A 15,275-nucleotide genomic window follows, 5' to 3' on the forward strand; every position below is an offset into this window, starting at 1 on the left:
CGTGACGGACCACGGACTGCGTTACGAGGTGAACTGCTCGATCCTGTTCACCGAGCTGCCGCTCCTCGAGCGGCCCGCCGCCGCGAAGGCCGCAGGCTTCGACGCCGTCGAGTTCTGGTGGCCCTGGCCCGACCAGCCGGCGCCCGGTGACCGCGAGGTCGATGCCTTCGTCGGCGCCATCGAGGACGCGGGGGTGCAGCTGGTGGGCCTCAACTTCTTCGCCGGCGACCTGGCCGGTCCTGACTGTGGAGTCCTCTCCATCCCCGACCGCGTGCAGCAGTTCCGTGACAACGTCGACGTCACGGTCGGCATCGGCGAGCGGCTCGGCGTCGGGGCGTTCAACGCCCTCTTCGGCAACCGCGTCGAGGGCGCGTCGGCGCAGGAGCAGGACGAGCTCGGCCGCGAGTCGATCGCCTTCGCCGCCAAGGCTGCAGACCGCATCGGGGCGACCGTCCTCGTCGAGTCGGTCAGCGGTCCCAAGCCCTACCCGCTGCGCACCGCGGCCAACGCCGTCGCGGTCGTCGATGACGTGCGCGCGACGGGCGCGAGCAACGTCGGCTTCCTCCTCGACCTCTACCACCTGGCCGCCAACGGCGACGACCTCGACGCCGCCATCACCGCCTTCGCCGACCGCACGGCACACGTGCAGATCGCCGACGCCCCCGGACGCGGGGAGCCCGGCTCCGGAGGCCTCGACCTGCAGCGCCACCTCGGCGCGCTCGCCGAGCGCGGGTATGCCGGGTGGGTGGGTCTGGAGTACAAGCCCACCACCGCGACCACCCCCGAGAGCTTCGGCTGGCTGCCGCGCGAACGCCGCGGCGCCTGACCCACCCCAGTCACACCAGCACGACCACCAAGGAGCACGACATGACCACCATCGCCTTCATCGGACTCGGCATCATGGGCAGCCCCATGGCTGTCCACCTCCAGGCTGCCGGGCACGACGTCATCGGCTACAACCTGCATCCCGACAAGACCCAGCCGCTCGTGGACGCCGGTGGCACCGCAGCGGCGTCGGTCGCCGACGCCGTCCGCGACGCCCAGGTGGTCGCGGTCATGGTCCCCGACAGCCCCGACGTGCAGGACGTCCTGCTGGGTGAGGACGGCGTCTTCGCCAACGCCAAGGAGGGCACCCTGGTGATCGACTTCTCCAGCATCCGCCCCGACGTGACCGTCGACCTCGCGAAGGCCGCTCAGGACAAGGGGTTCCGGCTCCTCGACGCTCCGGTCTCCGGCGGTGAGGCGGGCGCCAGGAACGCCGCCCTGTCCATCATGGTCGGTGGCTCGGCCGACGACTTCGCCGAGGCCAAGCCGCTCTTCGACGCGGTCGGAAAGACGATCGTCCACGTGGGCGGCAACGGAGCGGGGCAGACGGTCAAGGCCGCCAACCAGCTCATCGTGGCGGCCAACATCCAGGCCCTGGCCGAGGCGGTCGTCTTCCTCGAGGCCTATGGCGTCGACCTCGGCCCTGCCCTCGACGTGCTCGGCGGCGGGCTGGCCGGCTCCAAGGTGCTCGACCAGAAGCGCGACAACATGGCGAAGAAGTCCTTCGAGCCGGGCTTCCGGATCGACCTGCACCACAAGGACCTCGGGATCGTGACCAGTGCCGCGCGTGAGGCCGGGGTGGTCGTACCCCTCGGCGGGCTCGTGGCCCAGCTGATGGCCTCGGCCCGTGCGAACGGCGACGGCGGCCTCGACCACTCGGCCCTCCTGCGTGGCGTGCAGCGCCTCTCCGGGCAGACCACCTGACCCTCCCCGAACGTCCCTGAACCTCCCGTCCCACCCGACCTGCTCTCCCCGTTCGAGGTAATCCGCTACCCAGATCCGGCAGCGGATTACCTCGAACCGGGGAAAGTGGGGCCAGAACCAGGAGCACCACCATGGCACGCATGACTGCGGCCCAAGCGGCCGTCGAGATCCTCAAGAAGGAAGGCGTGACGAACGTCTTCGGCCTGCCCGGAGCCGCGATCAACCCCTTCTACAAGGCGATGAAGACCAACGGCGGCCTGCACCACACGCTCGCCCGCCACGTCGAGGGCGCCTCCCACATGGCTGAGGGCTACACCCGGGCCAGGGCGGGCAACATCGGGGTCTGCGTCGGCACCAGCGGTCCCGCCGGCACCGACATGATCACCGGGCTCTACTCGGCCAGCGCCGACTCGATCCCGATCCTGTGCATCACCGGCCAGGCGCCGGTCGCCAAGCTGCACAAGGAGGACTTCCAGGCCGTCGACATCGCCTCGATCGCCAAGCCGCTCACCAAGATGGCCGTCACGGTCCTCGAGCCGGCCCAGGTCCCCGGCACGTTCCAGCAGGCATTCCACCTGATGCGTTCGGGACGCCCTGGCCCGGTGCTGATCGACCTGCCCATCGACGTCCAGATGGCCGAGATCGAGTTCGACGTCGAGACCTACGCGCCGCTGCCGACCTACAAGCCGGCCGCCACCCGCCCCCAGGTCGAGAAGGCTCTCGACCTGTTGGCGGCGAGCGAGCGACCGCTGATCGTCGCGGGTGGCGGGATCATCAACGCCGACGCCGCCGACCTGCTGGTCGAGCTCGCCGAGCTGACCGGTGTCCCCGTCATCCCCACCCTCATGGGCTGGGGCACCATCCCCGACGACCACGAGCTCAACGCCGGCATGGTCGGTCTGCAGACCAGCCACCGCTACGGCAACGCCACCATGCTCGAGTCGGACTTCGTCCTGGGCATCGGCAACCGCTGGGCCAACCGCCACACCGGTGACGTCGAGATCTACACGAAGGGCCGCACCTTCGTGCACGTCGACATCGAGCCGACCCAGATCGGGCGGGTCTTCGCGCCCGACTACGGGATCGTCTCCGATGCGAAGGCGGCGCTGCAGCTCTTCGTCGAGGTGGCGCGCGAGCGCCGCGAGGCCGGTCGCCTGGCCGACCGCACCGCGTGGGCGCAGTCCTGCCGCGACCGCAAGGCGACCATGTGGCGCAAGACCAACTTCGACGTCACACCGATCAAGCCGCAGCGGGTCTACCAGGAGATGAACCGCGCCTTCGGCAAGGACGTCCGTTACGTCTCGACGATCGGCCTGTCCCAGATCCAGGCGGCCCAGCTGCTGCACGTCTACAAGGACCGGCACTGGATCAACGCGGGGCAGGCGGGCCCGCTCGGCTGGACGGTCCCGGCCGCGCTGGGGGTCGCCACGGCGGTCCCGGACGAGACCGTCGTCGCCCTCTCCGGCGACTACGACTTCCAGTTCATGATCGAGGAGCTGGCGGTCGGGGCGCAGTTCAACATCCCCTACATCCACGTCCTCGTGAACAACGCCTACCTCGGCCTGATCCGACAGTCCCAGCGCGGCTTCGACATGGACTACTGCGTCCAGCTGTCGTTCGACAACATCAACAGCCCCGAGGTCGCCGGCTACGGCGTCGACCACGTCAAGGTCGTCGAAGGACTGGGCTGCAAGGCGATCCGCGTCTTCGACCCCGAGGAGATCCACTCCGCCCTGGAGAAGGCGAAGGCCATGGCGCAGGAATACCGCGTGCCGGTCGTCGTCGAGGTCATCCTCGAGCGCGTCACCAACGTCTCGATGGGTCTGTCCATCGACGGCGTCACCGAGTTCGAGGAGCTGGCCGCCGGCGGCGCCGACGCCCCGACCGCGCTCTTCGCCAACCTGGACTAGGGCTGTCGATGCCCCGCGTCCTGCTCGCCCCCGACAAGTTCAAGGGCACCCTGACGGCCGCCGAGGTCGCGAGGCACCTGTCGAACGGCCTGCGCTCGGTCCGGCCCGACGTCGAGGTGGTCGTCGTCCCCGTCGCCGACGGGGGCGACGGCACCCTCGCCGCGGCCGTTGCTGCCGGGTTCACCCGGGTGTCGGTGCGGGCCACCGGCCCGACGGGTATGCCGTGTGACTCGGCCTACGGGGTCCGCGGCAGCGAGGCGGTGGTCGAGCTGGCCGAGGTCTCGGGGCTGGCGCAGCTGCCGGGCCGCCGGACCGCGCCGCTCACGGCCACGAGCAGGGGCACCGGCGAGCTGATCGCCGCTGCCCTGGACGCGGGCGCGCGTCGGGTCGTCGTCGCCATCGGCGGGAGTGCGTGCACCGACGGCGGGGCTGGTCTGCTGCAGGCGCTGGGCGCCACGATCCACACCGCGACCGGCGGTGAGGTCGCAGGAGGCGGGGCTGCGCTGCTCGAGGCGAGCCGGCTCGACCTGAGCGGACTCCACCCCGGCCTGGCCGGGGCCGAGCTGGTCGTGGCCTGCGACGTCGACAACCCCCTGACCGGCGGTCGTGGGGCCGCAGCGGTCTACGGCCCGCAGAAGGGCGCCGGTCCCGGAGACGTCGAGCTGCTGGACTCCGCGATGACCCGCTGGGCCGACCTCGTGGGGCGGACCACCGGCGCCGACCGACGGGACGAGCCAGGGGCCGGAGCCGCAGGAGGGGTCGGCTTCGGGCTGATGGCCGTCCTCGGCGCGACGACCCGACCGGGGGCCGAGCTCGTGTTCGAGCTGACCGGCCTGCCGGACGCCGTCGCCGGAGCCGACCTCGTCGTGACCGGCGAGGGCTCCCTGGATGCCCAGACCCTGCACGGCAAGGCCCCTGCGGCCGTGGCCGCGCTGGCCCGCGACAAGGGTGTACCCGCCGTCGCGGTGGCCGGTCAGGTCTCGCTCACGCCTGCCGAGCTGGGAGCGGCAGGCCTGCACGCGGCATACGCGCTCGTCGACGAAGGCGCCACTCGGCAGGAGGCGCTGGACGCGCCCGGGCCACTGCTGGAGCGGATCGGTGCGCGCATCGCGCGCGAGCACCTGGGCGGTGCGCGGTGAGGTTCGCCAGGGTCGGTCCACCCGGGGCCGAGCGCCCGGTGGTGGTCGCCGACGACGGCGCGCTTCTCGACCTGTCGACCGTGACGCAGGATGTCGACGCCACCTTCCTCGGCAGGCTCGACACGGTCGAAACCACTGCGCTGCACCGCCTCCCGGGTGGTGGCGACCTGCGTTTCGGTGCCCCCTTCACCCGTCCCGGCAAGGTCGTCGGCATCGGGCTCAACTACCGCGACCACGCCGCCGAGGCCCGCGTGCCGCTGCCCACCGAGCCGGTCGTCTTCCTCAAGGCGCCGACCTCGGTGTGCGGGCCGACCGACGACATCAGGATGCTGCCGCAGTCGGTCACGACCGACTACGAGGTGGAGCTGGGGGTCGTCCTCGGCTCGCCGCTCAAGGACGAGCGCGACCAGGCCCGAGCCCTGCGGGCTGTCGCCGGCTACGTGTTGGCGCACGACGTCTCCGACCGGGCGCTCCAGCTCGAGCGCGGCGGCACCTGGACCAAGGGCAAGTCGGCCGACACCTTCTGCCCCGTCGGGCCGTGGCTGGTCACCCCCGACGAGCTCGGTGACCCCTCCGACGTCCGGCTGCGAATGTCGGTGAACGACACGCTGCGGCAGGACGGCTCGACCGGCGACATGCTCTTCTCCGTCGCCGAGCTGCTCTGCTACGTCAGCGGGATCATGACGCTCGAGCCGGGCGACCTGGTCATCACCGGCACCCCGGCGGGAGTGGCCATGGGCCAGCCGGAGCCGCGCCCCTACCTGCGCCACGGCGACGTCGTGTGCGCGGATGGCGGGGTGCTCGGCACCCAGCGGAGCCGGGTCATGGACCATGCTCGTTCCGCCGCGCCGGCAGCGGCGAGCTGAGGCAGGGATTACGGTCATGACAGGTTCGGTGCACGGCTCCGGGAAGAGGTCTGGTGTGACGGCAGAGGTGGTCCTGCGGGCGAGGCGTGCCGTCGTCGACGGCGCGGAGATCGCGGTCGCGGTCTCCGTCGCGGACGGACGGATCGTCGCGGTCGACCCCTACGACAGCGAGGTGCCCGGCGCCCGCGTGGTCGAGCTGGCCGACGACGAGGTGCTGCTCCCCGGCCTGGTGGACGCCCACGTCCACGTCAACGAACCCGGGCGCACCGACTGGGAGGGCTTCGCCAGTGCCACCCGCGCCGCGGCGGCCGGTGGCGTCACGACGATCATCGACATGCCCCTCAACTCGATCCCGCCGACCACCACGGTCGCCGCGCTCGAGGAGAAGCGGGCCGTCGCGCGCGACCAGGCCTACGTCGACGTGGGGTTCTGGGGCGGTGCCGTGCCCGGCAACCTGCCCGACCTGCGTCCGCTCCACGAGGCCGGCGTCTTCGGCTTCAAGTGCTTCCTCCTGCACTCGGGCGTCGACGAGTTCCCCCACCTGTCGGCATCCGAGCTGCGCGAAGCCCTGGCGGAGACTGCGACGTTCGACGCGCTCGTCATCGTGCACGCCGAGGACGAGCAGACCATCGATTCGTCACCCCAGCCGCACGGCCAGGGGTATGCCGGGTTCCTGGGTTCGCGTCCCAAGGAGGCCGAAGAGCGGGCCATCGCCGAGGTGATCGACGCGACCCGCGAGACCGGCGGGCGGGCGCACATCCTGCACCTGTCGGACGCCGACGCGATCCCGCTGATCGCCCGGGCCCAGGCCGAGGGCCTGCGACTGTCGGTCGAGACCTGCCCGCACTACCTCACCCTCGACGCCGAGGAGATCCCCGACGGCGCAACGCAGTTCAAGTGCTGCCCCCCGATCCGCGAGCACGACAACCGCGACCGGCTCTGGGCCGGGCTCGCGAGCGGCGTGATCCGGACCGTCGTGTCGGACCACTCGCCGTGCACCGAGGACCTCAAGCGGTTCGACTCCGGCGACTTCGGCGAGGCGTGGGGCGGGATCGCCGGCCTCCAGCTCGGCCTCCCCGCCGTCTGGACCGAGGCCCGCGAGCGAGGACACTCACTCGTCGACGTCGTGCGCTGGATGGGAGTGGGGCCGGCCGACCAGGTGGAGCTCGGCGACCGCGGGCGGATCGCCGTCGGCGCCACGGCCGACCTGGTCGTCTTCGCCCCCGACGAGTCGTTCACCGTCGACGTCGCCTCCCTTCGACACAAGAACCCCGTGTCGGCGTATGCCGGCCGCACGCTCACCGGGGCGGTGCGCCAGACCTGGCTGCACGGCATACCGGTCGACATCGAGGCCGACCCGCGCGGTCGGCTCCTGACGAGAGGACAGCGATGACCACCCCCCGCTACCCGACCACTCCTTACTACGTCCCCGCCGGCGGCCTGCCGCCGCAGACGCAGCTGACCACGGACCGGGCGGTGTTCACCGAGGCGTATGCCGTCCTGCCGCGGGGGACGATGACCGACATCGTCACCAGCAACCTGCCGTTCTGGGACGCCACACGGCTGTGGGTCATCGCCCGGCCGCTGTCCGGTTTCGCGGAGACGTTCTCGCAGTACATCGTCGAGGTCTCGCCCGGCGGCGGCTCCGACCGGCCCGAGGCGGACCCTGGCGCCGAGGGCGTCCTCTTCGTCGTGGCGGGCGGGCTGACCCTGACCCTCGGGGATCAGACGCACGAGCTGGGTGCGGGCGGCTACGCGTTCCTCCCACCGGGCCAGGAGTGGACGTTGCACAACCGCGGCGACGCGACGGCGACGTTCCACTGGATCCGCAAGGCCTACCAGGTCGTCGACGGGATCGACGTGCCCGAGGCCTTCGTGACGAACGAGGCCGACGTCGAGGGTGGCGAGATGCCCGGCACCGACGGGGTCTGGACCACCCAGCGGTTCGTCGACCCGAGCGACGTGCGGCACGACATGCACGTCAACATCGTCAACTTCGAGCCGGGCGGGGCGATCCCGTTCCCCGAGACCCACGTGATGGAGCACGGCCTCTACGTCCTCGAGGGGAAGGCGGTCTACCTGCTCAACAACGACTGGGTCGAGGTGCAGGAGGGTGACTTCATGTGGCTGCGCGCGTTCTGTCCGCAAGCCTGTTACGCCGGTGGTCCCGGTCGGTTCCGTTACCTGCTCTACAAGGACGTCAACCGCCACGCGGTCCTCAGCCGTCAGCTCGTCTAGGTGGGCATGATGGTCCTGTGACGGGTCGAGGAGTGCGGCGATGACACAGCCCAGGCGGCAGTCGGGCATCGTCAGCCTGCTCACCCGTGAGGACGCCTATGTCTCCGGCCCGCAGGTGCTCTCCGAGCTGCGTCGGGTGATCGCCTCGGGTGCCGTGCCACCAGGCAGCCCGATCCCGCTCGACGACGTGGCGGCCTTCTTCGGGGTGAGCCTGATCCCCGTGCGTGAGGCACTCAAGACGCTGCTCGGTGAAGGGTTGCTCGAACACCAGCCCCGGCTCGGCTACACGGTCACCGCCCTGTCGCAGACCGAGCTCGACGAGCTCTACGTCGTGCGCGGCGCCCTCGAGGCGGCCGCGCTCGAGGTGGCGGTGCGCCAGTCCGCCCCAGCCGACCATGCGCGCGCCGCCGCCATCCACGAGGCCCTCGACCGTGCCGTCGCCGCCGACGACGCGGCCGCCTTCCAGCGGGCCAGTCGCGACTTCCACGAGGCCCTGCTGGCGCCCTGTCGCATGCCGCGGCTCCTGCACATGCTCGACATCGCCTGGAACCTCACCGAGCCCGTCCAGACCATGATGCGCACGACCGAGCAGGACCGGGCCGGCATGCGCGAGGACCACCAGCAGATGCTCGACGCGTTCGTCGCGCGCGACGCCGAGACCCTCAAGGCGGTCGCCGAGGCACACCACGACCGGCTCACGGCATGCATCGCCCGCATCGGCAGCTGAGCTCCCGGCGCCACCGGCTGTGGAGCTGTTCGACGGACGGCTGGATATACCCAGATATACGGTTCAAAGCCTTCTGTGCCAACGGATCCGCTCCTAGCGTTCTCCGCAAGCATCCGCGGTCACGCGGTGGACAAAGGAGTCCGGATGAGCACCACTGAAAAGCCCTTCGAGACCGAGGAAGCGGCCGCTGCGGCGGGGTTCGCGACCCACCACGGGGAGCACGACCACGGCGCCGGCGCAGGTCTGATCAAGCCGTCGTACGACGAGCGCCTGACCAACGAGGACCTCGCTCCGCTCAAGGAGCAGACCTGGTCCTGGTACAACATCTTCGCCTTCTGGATGTCCGACGTGCACAGCGTCGGCGGCTACATCACCGCCGGCAGCCTCTTCGCGTTGGGCCTCACCAGCTGGCAGGTCTTCGTGTGCCTGATCGTCGGCATCACGATCGTGCTGTTCTTCTGCAACCTCGTCGCGAAGCCCAGCCAGCGCACCGGTGTTCCCTACCCGGTGATCTGCCGGTCGGTCTTCGGGGTGCTGGGCGCGAACATCCCCGCCATCATCCGAGGGCTGATCGCGGTGGCCTGGTACGGCATCCAGACCTACCTCGCCTCGGCCTCGCTCGACATCCTGCTGGTCCGCATGTGGCCGGGGCTCGAGCCGTACGCCGACGTGAGCCAGCACGGGTTCCTGGGCCTCTCGACCCTCGGCTACGCGACGTTCGCCGTGCTCTGGGTGGCTCAGGCGGCGGTCTTCTGGACCGGCATGAACACGATCCGCAAGTTCATCGACTTCGCCGGACCGGCCGTCTACGTCGTCATGATCGCGCTCTGCGTCTACCTCCTGTCGAAGGCCGGCTGGAGCGTCAATCTCAACCTCTCCGACCACGAGCTGTCGGGTGGCAAGGTCTTCACGACGATGCTCGCCGCCACGGCCCTGGTCGTGTCCTACTTCTCCGGGCCGATGCTCAACTTCGGTGACTTCTCCCGCTACGGCCGCACCTTCCAGGCCGTGAAGAAGGGCAACTTCTGGGGACTGCCGATCAACTTCGTCTTCTTCTCGCTGCTGACCGTCCTCACCGCCGCGGCCACCCTGCCGGTCTACGGCAAGCTGATCACCGACCCGGTGGAGACCGTCGGCCACATCGACAACACCTTCGCCCTGGTCCTCGCGGCGCTGACCTTCACCACGGCCACGATCGGCATCAACATCGTCGCCAACTTCGTCTCGCCGGCCTTCGACTTCTCCAACGTCAGCCCACAGAAGATCAGCTGGCGGATGGGCGGCATGATCGCCGCGGTCGGCTCGGTGCTGCTGACGCCGTGGAACCTCTACAACAGCCCCGAGACGATCCACTACACGCTCGACACCCTGGGCGCCTTCATCGGCCCGTTGTTCGGCGTCCTCATCGCCCACTACTACGTCGTGCACAAGCAGCGGGTCTGCGTCGACGACCTGTTCACGATGGACGAGTCCGGCGCCTACCACTACAAGCGGGGCTACAACCCGCCCGCGATCTGGGCCACCGCGCTCGCCGCGGTCGGCGCCCTCGCCGCAGTGTTCGTCCCCGGCATCAACCGGTTCGACGACTACTCCTGGTTCATCGGCTGCGGGATCGGTTTCGCGGCCTACGCGCTCCTCGCCCCGCGGATGGGTGTCAGCGACAGCCCGCTCGACGCGAAGACGTGCGTGAAGTGACCGTCCACCTCACCGTGGTGAACCCGAACACCACGACGTCCATGACCGCCCTCATCGAGGCGGAGGCGCGGCGGGTGGCCGGCCCCGACACCGTCATCACGGCTCGGACGCCGTCGATGGGGCCGGCCTCGATCGAGAGCCACTACGACGAGGCGCTGGCCGTGCCGGGGCTGCTCGAGGTCATCCGCGAGGACCAGCAGGCGGACGCGTTCGTCCTGGCCTGCTTCGGGGACCCCGGTCTGGACGCCGCCCGGGAGGCGGCGTCCAGGCCGGTCATCGGCATCGCCGAGGCGGCGATGAAGACCGCCTCGCTGCTGGGGCGGAGCTTCTCGGTCGTCACCACCATGAGCCGCACGGTGGGCCGGGCCTGGGACCTCACTCGCACCTACGGACTGGAGCGTCAGTGCGCCGGCGTGCACGCGTGCGACATCCCCGTGCTCGAGCTCGAGGAGGACCGCGACCGCACGTATGCCGTGATCCTCGCCTTCGCGAAGAACGCCCTCGCGGCCGACGGCTCCGACGCGATCGTGCTCGGGTGCGCCGGGATGGCGGGGCTTCCCGAGCTGCTCACCGAGCAGCTCGGGGTGCCGGTCGTCGACGGCGTCGCGGCCGGGACCCTCCTCGCCGAGAGCGTGGTGCGTCTCGGGTTGCGACCCTCGACGCACGGCGAGCTCGCCCCGCCGCCCCCGAAGGCCTTCACCGGGGTGCTGCAGGGCTTCGGCCGCGCCTGACCCGACCGTCCAGTGCGCGGAATGGTCGGCGGAAAACCCTTGATTCAACAGTTTGTTGAGATCTATCCTGCTCGGGAATGAACGACAGGGCCGTCGTTCGGCATGGATAACCGGCGGACCCACTCCTGTCAGCAACCATGCCCCTTGGCGGTGACGCCTGGGGGATGATGGTCCCCAAAGACGGGGCGACGGGAGTCACCATGGTGTCAACCAACACTCACGCTGTTGACGAGCACAGTGTCTTCGGCGAGCACAGTGTCACGGTCAACGGCGCGCCCCGCGCGCTCGACGGCACCGACCCGAGCACCACGACCCTCGACTGGCTCAGGGCCCAGGGCCTGACCGGCGCCAAGGAGGGCTGCGCCGAGGGGGAGTGCGGCGCCTGCTCCATCATGGTGGCCCGCCCCACCGAGGGCTCCGGCACCCAGTGGACCGCGGTGAACGCGTGCCTGGTGCCGGTCGCCGCACTCGACGGCCAGGAGGTCGTCACCTCCGAGGGCCTCGGCCGCCCCGACGCGCTGCACCCGGTGCAGCGCGAGATGGCCGTCCGCGGCGGGTCGCAGTGTGGCTACTGCACGCCGGGGTTCATCTGCAGCATGGCCGCCGAGTACTACCGCGAGGGTCGTTGCGCCCCTGCTTCGGTGGCCCCCGACCCGTCGCAGAACGGTCACGAGGCAGCATCGGCAGACGCCCAGGGCCACACTGCCAACGACCCGGGCGTCGCGCCCGACCACGAGCACGGGCCCAACGGCTTCGACCTGCACGCCCTGTCGGGCAACCTGTGTCGCTGCACGGGCTACCGACCCATTCGCGACGCCGCCTACGCCCTCGGCGAGCCTGCCGACGACGACCCGTATGCCGCGCGGCTGGCCGCCGCCCCGCCCGCCGCCCGCGCCACGCGGCTCGACGGCCCCACCGGGACGTTTGCCCGCCCCGGAGACCTCACCGAAGCGCTGTCCCTGTTGGCTGAGCACCCCGACGCCGTGTTGGTCGCCGGGTCCACCGACTGGGGGGTCGAGGTCAACATCCGCGGTGCCCGCACTCCTTTCGCGATCGGCATCGACCGGCTGCCGGAGCTCCGGACCCTGTCGGTCGGTGACGACTCGGTCGAGATCGGTGCCGCCCTCAGCCTGAGCGAGGTCGAGCGGGGTCTGGCTGGGCGAGTCCCGTTGCTGGACCAGATGTTCCCGCAGTTCGCCTCCCGGCTGATCCGCAACGGCGCGACCATCGGCGGCAACCTCGGCACCGGATCGCCCATCGGCGACACCCCGCCCGCGCTGCTCGCCCTGGAGGCGGTCGTGGTGCTCGCCTCCACCGACGGGGAGCGCGAGGTGCCCCTGGCCGACTACTTCACCGGCTACCGACAGACCGTCAAGCGCGAGGGTGAGCTCATCCGGGCCGTGCGGATCCCGTTGCCGCTCAGCGAGGTCACGGCGTTCCACAAGATCGCCAAGCGCCGGTTCGACGACATCTCCAGCGTGGCAGTCGGCTTCGCGCTCGACCTGCGCGACGGCATCGTCGCCAAGGCGCGGATCGGCCTCGGGGGCGTCGCCGCCACCCCCATCCGCGCACTGGCCACCGAGGCCGCGCTCGAGGGCCGGGCCTGGCGTGCCGACGTCGTCCGCGAGGCGGCTGCGGTGATGCGCGCCGAAGGCACGCCGATGGACGACCACCGCGCCAGCGCGGCATACCGCACGGCGACACTCGGCACGGCGCTCCTCAAGCTGCATGCCGAGACCGCGACGCAGCAGGAGGTCGGAGCATGAGCGCCCTGTCCCAACGCCCTGCCAATCCCGTTGTCGGGCAAGAGATCCCGCACGAGTCGGCGTCGCTGCACGTGACCGGTGAGGCGCTCTACACCGATGACCTCGCCGTCCGCACGCACGGCATCCTCCACGCCCACCCGGTGCAGGCACCGCACGCCCATGCCCGCGTCACCCGGCTCGACACGGCACCTGCGCTGGAGGTCCCCGGCGTCGTGCGGGTCCTGACGGCCGACGACGTGCCAGGGGTGAACGACGCAGGGGTCAAGCACGACGAACCGCTCTTCCCGTCGGAGGTCATGTTCTTCGGTCATGCCGTGTGCTGGGTGCTCGGCGAGACGCTCGAGGCCGCCCGGCTGGGGTCGCTCGCGGTCGAGGTCGACTACGAGCCGCTGCCGTCACTGGTCACGGTGCACGAGGCGATCGAGGCGGGGAGCTTCCAGGGCGGCCAGCCGCACATGGAGCGAGGTGACATCGAGGCCGGGTTCGCCGGAGCGGCCCATGTCTACAGCGGCGAGTTCGAGTTCGCGGGGCAGGAGCACTTCTACCTCGAGACGCACTGCTCGATCGCGCTCGTCGACGAGAACGGCCAGATCTTCGTCCAGAGCTCGACCCAGCACCCGACCGAGACGCAGGACATCGTCGCCCACGTCCTCGGCCTGCCCAGCCACGCCGTCACCGTCCAGTGCCTGCGCATGGGCGGCGGCTTCGGTGGCAAGGAGATGCAGCCCCACGGGTATGCCGCGATCGCCGCCCTCGGCGTGACGCTCACCGGCCGTCCGGTGCGCCTGCGGCTCACCCGCACCCAGGACATGACCATGTCGGGGAAGCGGCACGGGTTCCACGCGCAGTGGCGGGTCGCCTTCGACGACAACGGCTTGCTGCAGGCGCTCGACGCCACACTCACCTCCGACGGTGGCTGGAGCCTCGACCTCTCCGAGCCGGTGCTGGCCCGGGCGCTGTGCCACATCGACAACGCCTACTGGATCCCCAACGTGCGGGTGAACGGGCGGATCGCCAAGACCCACAAGACGTCGCAGACGGCCTTTCGTGGGTTCGGCGGGCCGCAGGGCATGCTGGTCATCGAGGACATCCTCGGCCGGTGCGCGCCGCAGCTGGGCATCGACCCGATCGAGCTGCGGTCCCGCAACTTCTACGTCGACGGGCAGTCCACCCCCTACGGTCAGCCGGTCCGGCACCCCGAGCGCGTCGCGACCTGCTGGGAGCAGGTGCTCACGACCGGTGACGTCGCGGCGCGCAAGGCCGACATCGCGGCATACAACGCCTCGCACGAGCACTCCAAGCGCGCCCTGGCGATGACGCCCGTGAAGTTCGGGATCTCCTTCAACTTCACGTCCTTCAACCAGGCCGGCGCCCTCGTCCACGTCTACAAGGACGGGTCGGTGCTGATCACCCACGGTGGCACCGAGATGGGCCAGGGCCTGCACACCAAGATGCTCCAGGTCGCGGCCACGACGTTGGGCGTGCCGTTGTCGACCGTCCGGCTCGCGCCGACGCGCACCGACAAGGTCCCGAACACCTCGGCCACCGCAGCCAGCTCCGGGGCGGACCTCAACGGTGGGGCGGTCAAGGACGCCTGCGAGCAGATCATCGAGCGCCTGCGTGCCGTCGCCGCCGGCCGGCTCGGGGTGCACCCGGCCGACGTGCGGTTCACCGACGGACACGTGGGCAAGGTCGGCGGCGCGGAGTCCGTGCCGTGGGCCGAGCTCGTCAACCGGGCCTACTTCCAGCGGATCCAGCTCTGGGCCGCCGGCTTCTACCGCACCGAGGGACTGCACTGGGACTCGTCGACCATGCACGGGTCGCCGTTCAAGTACTTCTCCTACGGCGTGGCGGCCAGCGAGGTCGAGGTCGACGAGTTCACCGGCGCCTACCGGCTGCGGCGCGTCGACATCGTGCACGACGTGGGCGACTCGCTGTCGCCGCTGGTCGACATCGGGCAGGTCGAGGGTGCCTTCGTCCAGGGTGCCGGCTGGCTGACGCTCGAGGACCTGCGCTGGGACGAGTCCGACCGGCCGTCGCGGGGTCGGCTGGCCACCCAGGCGGCGAGCACTTACAAGCTGCCGAGCTTCTCCGAGATGCCCGAGGTCTTCAACGTGGCGCTGCTGGAGCGCGCCCACGAGGACGGGGCCGTCTACGGCTCCAAGGCAGTCGGCGAGCCGCCGCTGATGCTCGCGTTCTCGGTGCGTGAGGCCCTCCGCGAGGCGGCTGCGGCCTTCGGTCCGGCGAGGACGTCGGTCGACCTCGCCTCGCCGGCGACCCCTGAAGCCGTCTTCTGGGCGGTCCAGGAGGCTCGTGGCGGCGCCGAGCCCCCGCACATGACCGCGATGGTCGAGGGCGCGCCGGGCGTCGTCCCCGACCAGCCCGACGCCGACGCAGCACCCCTGCGGCCGCGCTCCGAGCAGGCCGCCCAGCCGGCCAGGGCGGGGACCTGAC

General features: G+C 70.8%; 12 protein-coding genes. All 12 read left to right on the forward strand.

Going from position 1 to position 15,275, the window contains the following annotated elements; all coding sequences use genetic code 11:
- The first annotated feature begins 16 nt into the window (after window positions 1-16).
- The 12 genes from ACXJKD_RS18360 (at window position 17) to xdhB (ending at window position 15,274) form a co-directional block, all read left to right on the forward strand.
- Window positions 17-826, forward strand: a complete 810-nt coding sequence (locus ACXJKD_RS18360) for a hydroxypyruvate isomerase family protein (protein ID WP_457256422.1) — start codon at window positions 17-19, stop codon at window positions 824-826.
- Entirely contained in the window at window positions 823-1,749 is a 927-nt protein-coding gene (locus ACXJKD_RS18365) for a 2-hydroxy-3-oxopropionate reductase (RefSeq protein WP_457256424.1), read from the forward strand. Before ACXJKD_RS18360 ends, ACXJKD_RS18365 begins: the two co-directional genes overlap by 4 nt.
- A 131-nt stretch (window positions 1,750-1,880) precedes the next feature.
- A complete protein-coding gene (gene gcl / locus ACXJKD_RS18370; RefSeq protein WP_457256253.1) occupies window positions 1,881-3,659 on the forward strand; it encodes a glyoxylate carboligase in 1,779 nt (592 codons plus the stop codon).
- A gap of 8 nt (window positions 3,660-3,667) precedes the next feature.
- On the forward strand, window positions 3,668-4,798 hold the full coding sequence (locus ACXJKD_RS18375; protein ID WP_457256254.1) for a glycerate kinase: 1,131 nt from the start codon (window positions 3,668-3,670) through the stop codon (window positions 4,796-4,798).
- The gene (locus ACXJKD_RS18380; protein WP_457256255.1) at window positions 4,795-5,664 is read left to right on the forward strand and encodes a fumarylacetoacetate hydrolase family protein; all 870 of its coding nucleotides are present in this window, start codon (window positions 4,795-4,797) and stop codon (window positions 5,662-5,664) included. Before ACXJKD_RS18375 ends, ACXJKD_RS18380 begins: the two co-directional genes overlap by 4 nt.
- A gap of 16 nt (window positions 5,665-5,680) precedes the next feature.
- The gene (gene allB / locus ACXJKD_RS18385) at window positions 5,681-7,057 is read left to right on the forward strand and encodes an allantoinase AllB (RefSeq protein WP_457256256.1); all 1,377 of its coding nucleotides are present in this window, start codon (window positions 5,681-5,683) and stop codon (window positions 7,055-7,057) included.
- Entirely contained in the window at window positions 7,054-7,902 is an 849-nt protein-coding gene (locus ACXJKD_RS18390; RefSeq protein ID WP_457256258.1) for a bifunctional allantoicase/(S)-ureidoglycine aminohydrolase, read from the forward strand. The genes allB and ACXJKD_RS18390 overlap by 4 nt, the downstream gene beginning before the upstream one ends.
- 40 nt (window positions 7,903-7,942) lie before the next feature.
- Window positions 7,943-8,629, forward strand: a complete 687-nt coding sequence (locus ACXJKD_RS18395; protein ID WP_457256260.1) for a GntR family transcriptional regulator — start codon at window positions 7,943-7,945, stop codon at window positions 8,627-8,629.
- Window positions 8,630-8,773: 144 nt separating this feature from the next.
- Window positions 8,774-10,324 (forward strand): NCS1 family nucleobase:cation symporter-1, encoded by a 1,551-nt coding sequence (locus ACXJKD_RS18400; protein ID WP_457256261.1) that lies wholly within the window; start codon window positions 8,774-8,776, stop codon window positions 10,322-10,324.
- Window positions 10,312-11,055, forward strand: coding sequence for an aspartate/glutamate racemase family protein (locus tag ACXJKD_RS18405; RefSeq protein ID WP_457256262.1), 744 nt, complete (start codon window positions 10,312-10,314; stop codon window positions 11,053-11,055). The genes ACXJKD_RS18400 and ACXJKD_RS18405 overlap by 13 nt, the downstream gene beginning before the upstream one ends.
- Before the next feature lie 200 nt (window positions 11,056-11,255).
- On the forward strand, window positions 11,256-12,821 hold the full coding sequence (locus ACXJKD_RS18410) for a xanthine dehydrogenase small subunit (RefSeq protein WP_457256264.1): 1,566 nt from the start codon (window positions 11,256-11,258) through the stop codon (window positions 12,819-12,821).
- Window positions 12,818-15,274, forward strand: coding sequence for a xanthine dehydrogenase molybdopterin binding subunit (gene xdhB / locus ACXJKD_RS18415; RefSeq protein ID WP_457256266.1), 2,457 nt, complete (start codon window positions 12,818-12,820; stop codon window positions 15,272-15,274). The genes ACXJKD_RS18410 and xdhB overlap by 4 nt, the downstream gene beginning before the upstream one ends.
- Window position 15,275: the final 1 nt, after the last annotated feature.

Source organism: Pedococcus sp. P5_B7 (assembly GCF_054049895.1).

Excerpts from the sequence above, each read along its gene's own strand:
- gcl (WP_457256253.1), top strand. The coding sequence starts at position 1,881 with ATGGCACGCATGACTGCGGCCCAAGCGGCCGTCGAGATCCTCAAGAAG.
- ACXJKD_RS18375 (WP_457256254.1), top strand. The coding sequence starts at position 3,668 with ATGCCCCGCGTCCTGCTCGCCCCCGACAAGTTCAAGGGCACCCTGACG.
- allB (WP_457256256.1), top strand. The coding sequence starts at position 5,681 with ATGACAGGTTCGGTGCACGGCTCCGGGAAGAGGTCTGGTGTGACGGCA.
- ACXJKD_RS18390 (WP_457256258.1), top strand. The coding sequence starts at position 7,054 with ATGACCACCCCCCGCTACCCGACCACTCCTTACTACGTCCCCGCCGGC.
- ACXJKD_RS18395 (WP_457256260.1), top strand. The coding sequence starts at position 7,943 with ATGACACAGCCCAGGCGGCAGTCGGGCATCGTCAGCCTGCTCACCCGT.
- ACXJKD_RS18400 (WP_457256261.1), top strand. The coding sequence starts at position 8,774 with ATGAGCACCACTGAAAAGCCCTTCGAGACCGAGGAAGCGGCCGCTGCG.
- ACXJKD_RS18410 (WP_457256264.1), top strand. The coding sequence starts at position 11,256 with ATGGTGTCAACCAACACTCACGCTGTTGACGAGCACAGTGTCTTCGGC.
- xdhB (WP_457256266.1), top strand. The coding sequence starts at position 12,818 with ATGAGCGCCCTGTCCCAACGCCCTGCCAATCCCGTTGTCGGGCAAGAG.